Annotated in this window: 5 protein-coding genes; all 5 read left to right on the forward strand. The window is 54.3% G+C overall.

Going from position 1 to position 4,631, the window contains the following annotated elements; all coding sequences use genetic code 11:
- Window positions 1-471: HrcA family transcriptional regulator (locus tag HOLDEFILI_RS07885; RefSeq protein ID WP_006059047.1), on the forward strand; the 471-nt coding region annotated here is incomplete at its 5' end.
- A complete protein-coding gene (gene grpE / locus HOLDEFILI_RS07890; protein ID WP_006059048.1) occupies window positions 464-1,129 on the forward strand; it encodes a nucleotide exchange factor GrpE in 666 nt (221 codons plus the stop codon). The genes HOLDEFILI_RS07885 and grpE, both read left to right, overlap by 8 nt.
- A 44-nt stretch (window positions 1,130-1,173) precedes the next feature.
- The gene (dnaK, locus tag HOLDEFILI_RS07895; RefSeq protein ID WP_006059049.1) at window positions 1,174-2,982 is read left to right on the forward strand and encodes a molecular chaperone DnaK; all 1,809 of its coding nucleotides are present in this window, start codon (window positions 1,174-1,176) and stop codon (window positions 2,980-2,982) included.
- Window positions 2,942-4,291 carry a polysaccharide deacetylase family protein gene (locus HOLDEFILI_RS18365; protein WP_167317125.1) on the forward strand — a complete coding sequence of 450 codons (1,350 nt, stop codon included), beginning with the start codon at window positions 2,942-2,944 and terminating at the stop codon, window positions 4,289-4,291. The genes dnaK and HOLDEFILI_RS18365 overlap by 41 nt, the downstream gene beginning before the upstream one ends.
- A gap of 17 nt (window positions 4,292-4,308) precedes the next feature.
- Window positions 4,309-4,631: DnaJ domain-containing protein (locus HOLDEFILI_RS07905; RefSeq protein ID WP_006059051.1), on the forward strand; the 323-nt coding region annotated here is incomplete at its 3' end.

Genomic DNA, 4,631 nt, shown 5'->3' on the forward strand with positions numbered 1-4,631 from the left:
GGGCACCTTGTCAAAGACGTCGTGGACAAAATGGATTCGATCAAACCGATCCTGGCAGCGCATGTCAAGCGGCATGAAATGTTGTTTCAGGCGTTTGTCAACGCATTTGTCAAGTTCGCGAGCGAGAACGTGTATTTCAGCGGCCAGAACAACATGCTGTACCAGCCGGAATTTGCCGACATTGAAAAGCTGAAGGAATTGATGGCGATGATGGAGAACCCGAGCCTGTGGCGTCAGATCGGCACCACGGCCAACCCGGAGCTGGCGTTGAAGATGAACGAAAACGCGCAGCTGGTGTGGGTCAACGACATGGCCGTCGTCACCAGCAAGTTCAAGCTCGGTTCCGACGAGGAAGGTCAGCTGATGGTCTTCGGACCATCCCGGATGGATTACGACCGGATTGTTTCACTGCTGGAGCTGGTCAGTCAGTCGATCGAGAGTTTATACGGAAAAGGAGGCAGCCATGAATAACCAGGAAGAAATGAAAAAAGACGAGCTGAACGCCGCGCCGGAAACGGCGGAGGCAGCGGGCGAAACCAAAGAAAAAACGGCAAGTCCGCAGGAAAAAACGGCGGAGCCGGCCGCGGAAGAAGCGCCGGAGCAGCCGGAAGAAAAAAAGGAAGACAAGAAAGACGAGAAGAAGAAAGGCTTCTTCTCCAAGAAGAATGAAATTGAAGAACTGAAGACACGGATCAGCGAGCTGGAAGGTGAAAACGTTAAATTGAAGAACGAATACCTGAAAGCCTACGCGGATACGGAGAATACTCGGCGGCGTCTTCAGCAGGAAGCTGAGCAAACCCGGAAATACCGGATTCAAAGTTTCGCGCTCGACATCCTGCCGGTTTTGGACAATCTGGAACGGGCGCTGGCGATCGAGCCGACACCGGAAACCGAAAGCTACCGCAAAGGCGTCGAAATGATTTATCAGCAGCTCATTCACGCATTGACCAAAGAGGGCGTGAGCGAGATCGAAGCGCAGGGCAAGGAATTTGATCCGAATTTCCATCAGGCTCTGATGATGGAAGCGGTCGAGGGCGTTGAGCCCAACCACGTCACCGAGGTACTGCAGAAGGGCTACATGTTAAAAGATCGAATTCTGCGCGCCGCGATGGTCAAGGTCAGCGAATAAGCAAACAAGTGAAAACGTGTAAATAAATAAGGAGGATTTCAATTATGGGAAAAATTATCGGTATTGACTTAGGTACAACCAACAGCTGCGTCGCCGTCATGGAAGGCAACGAAGCAAAAGTAATCACCAACCCGGAAGGCAACCGCACCACACCGTCCGTCGTCGCGTTTAAGAACAACGAACGGATCGTCGGCGACGCGGCGAAGCGTCAGGTCGTCACCAACAAGGATTCGATTATTTCGATCAAGCGGAAAATGGGCACGAATGAGAAAGTCCAGCTCAACGGCAAGGAATACACGCCGCAGGAAATTTCCGCGATGATCTTAGGCTACATGAAGGACTATGCGGAAAGCTATTTAGGCGAGAAGGTTGACAAGGCTGTCATCACCGTTCCGGCTTACTTCAACGACGCACAGCGTCAGGCAACGAAAGACGCCGGCAAGATCGCGGGTCTGGAAGTAGAACGGATCATCAACGAACCGACGGCGGCAGCGCTGGCGTTCGGTATCGACAAGACTGACAAGGAACAGAAAGTCCTCGTCTTTGACCTGGGCGGCGGCACGTTCGACGTTTCGATCCTGGATCTGGCTGACGGCACTTTTGAAGTTCTGGCAACCGCAGGCGATAACCATTTAGGCGGCGATGATTTCGATAACGTAGTCGTCGACTGGATGGCAGATCAGTTCAGAAAAGAAAACGGCATCGATCTGAAGCAGGATCGGATGGCGCTGCAGAGAATGAAGGAAGCGGCGGAAAAAGCCAAGAAGGATCTGTCCGGTATGGTTCAGACACAGATTTCCCTGCCGTTCATCAGCGCCGGCGCAGCCGGACCGCTGCACTTTGAAGCGACGCTGACCCGCGCACAGTTTGACGCGATGACTAAATCCCTGGTCGACCGCACAGTGATCCCGGTTCGCCAGGCGTTAAAGGATGCCGGCTTAACGAAGAACGATATTGATCAGGTCTTGTTAGTCGGTGGCTCAACCCGAATCCCGGCGGTTCAGGAAGCAGTCCGTCTGGAATTAGGCAAGGAACCGAACCGTTCCGTCAACCCGGATGAAGTCGTAGCTTTAGGCGCGGCAATCCAGGGCGGCGTCATCAGCGGCGACGTCAAGGACGTCTTACTGCTGGACGTTACACCGTTAAGCTTAGGTATTGAAACACTGGGCGGCGTCATGACCGTGCTGATCCCAAGAAATACAACAATCCCGACTTCCAAGAGCCAGGTCTTCTCGACGGCGGCGGACAACCAGCCGGCGGTTGATATCCATGTCCTGCAGGGCGAACGTCCGATGGCCAACGATAACAAGACGCTGGGCAACTTCCAGTTAGGCGGCATCGCACCGGCCCGCCGCGGCGTTCCGCAGATCGAAGTTACCTTTGACATCGACGTCAACGGTATCGTCCACGTTTCAGCGAAGGACAAGGGCACAGGCAAGTCCCAGTCGATTACCATCTCCAACTCTTCCGGATTAAGCGATGAAGAAATCGACCGGATGGTTCGTGAGGCAGAAGATCACAAGGCAGAAGACGATAAGCGCAAAGAAGAAATCGAATTGAAGAACCGCGCGGAAGCGTTTATCAACCAGATCGATGAAACGCTGAATACGGAAAACGCGAACGTCACCGATCAGCAGAAGGAAGAAGTCAAGAAGCTGCGCGACGAGCTGCGCACGGCGATTGACAACAACGATATCGACACGCTGAAGACCAAGATGGAACAGCTTGAAAAGGCAGCCAACGATATGGCTCAGGCGATGTATCAGCAGCAGGCGGGTGCTCCGGGTGCTGATGCGGGCGCAGGCGCTCAGGATGACAATGTCGTCGATGCCGATTTCAAGGAAAAGAAATAACAATTCACGCCGCACAAAAATCCTGGTTTCCATACTGGGATTTCTGTGTTTGAGCGTGCTGATCAGCGGATGTTCCCGCACCCCCAAGAACAACGCCGGTCAGTCGGACGGCACGGGCAGCGCCGTGCTGACAAGCTCGCTGAGCGAGGAACAGCTGGCGCATGTCAAAGAATGCAACGGCCGCCGTGTCAGCAGCGATCAGCCGGTGGAGCTCGTCGTGATGAACGGTGGCAAACCGGAACCGTTTGCCGTGCTGCAGCCGGGTCAGCTGGTTCAGTTAAAAGAAATCAACGATCCGAATCTGATTACTTCACAATATCTGCCATTGGATGGAATGGATCAGGAGGGCGGCGCGCAGGTGCTGGTCAACGCGCTGGAGGTAACGCCTTCCGGCCGCTGGCTGAATCCGACCAATCATTTATTGGAAAAGGATTTTGCGGTGAAGCTGAAGGCCGGCACCCGGATGTTGGACGACAACGGCGAAACGATCCTGACGACCAGCACGGATCAGCAATGGCTGGTGTATGCTCAGAAGGACGGCGCTTACGGCGTTGAGCTGCAGGGACGAATCGTCTGGGTGGATTCCGCTCAGGTTGAAGAAACGATCGCCCGGTCAGACAGTGGCGGACCAGCGGCTACATCGCTGCCGGTGCTGATGTATCACTTCTTTTACAGCGAAGCCGAGGGTCAGAGTCGCGAAAACGTAAATTTCGTCGAGGTGGAGGAATTCCGCGGACAGCTGCAGGCTCTGCAGGATCGCGGCTACGTCGCGCTGACGATGCGCGAAGTGGAAATGATGATGAAAGGCTGGGCGGATGTGCCGGAGAAATCGGTCGCGATTACGATCGACGACGGTGATCCGACAGTCTATCAATACGCCTATCCGGTATTAAAGGATTTCGGCTATAACGCGACGCTGTTTCTGATTACGGGCTGGATGAATCCGCAGCTGCCGTATGAGTTTTTCCAGATGCGCGAGGATGGCTTAGAGCTGCAGTCGCATTCCTTCCTGATGCATCAGGGCGGATGCAAGGCCGGCCATGGCGGCCGGATCCTGTGCGTTGATCACGATGAGGGCGTAGCGGATACCCGGCAGTCGCTGGAATATGTCGACGGCGGCTTCGTCTACTGTTATCCGTTTGGCGACGTGAACGATCATGCCGTAGAAATTTTACAGGAAGCTGGGGTTCAGCTGGCTTTTACGACAGAATATGGTAAAATAAAACCCGGAATGGATTTGTACAGGCTGCCGCGGATCCGGGTTACCGGCGGCGCGGGCCTGGACCGGTTCATCAAAAGTATAGAGTAGCAGGAGGGTGATGTTTTATGAGCGAAAAGCGCGACTATTATGAAGTCCTGGGCATCAGCAAAGGCGCTTCCGATGATGAAATAAAAAAAGCCTATCGAAAACTGGCGAAGCAATACCATCCGGATGTGAACAAGGAACCGGGTGCAGAAGAAAAATTTAAAGAAGTCAACGAGGCCTACGAGGTGCTCAGCGACCCGCAGAAACGGGCGACCTATGATCAGTTCGGTCATGCAGGAATGGACGGCATGGGCGCCGGCGGCTTCGGCGGCGGGTTCAGCGGCGGCGGATTTGACGATCTGAACGATATCTTCGGATCGTTCTTCGGCGGCGGCTTTGGCGG

It is taken from the genome of Holdemania filiformis DSM 12042 (assembly GCF_000157995.1).
GTDB classification, from domain to species: Bacteria; Bacillota_I; Bacilli_A; order Erysipelotrichales; family Erysipelotrichaceae; genus Holdemania; species Holdemania filiformis.

Bases quoted from the DNA above. Each gene is read 5' to 3' on its own strand.
- grpE (WP_006059048.1), top strand. From the start codon at position 464: ATGAATAACCAGGAAGAAATGAAAAAAGACGAGCTGAACGCCGCGCCG.
- dnaK (WP_006059049.1), top strand. From the start codon at position 1,174: ATGGGAAAAATTATCGGTATTGACTTAGGTACAACCAACAGCTGCGTC.
- HOLDEFILI_RS18365 (WP_167317125.1), top strand. From the start codon at position 2,942: ATGACAATGTCGTCGATGCCGATTTCAAGGAAAAGAAATAACAATTCA.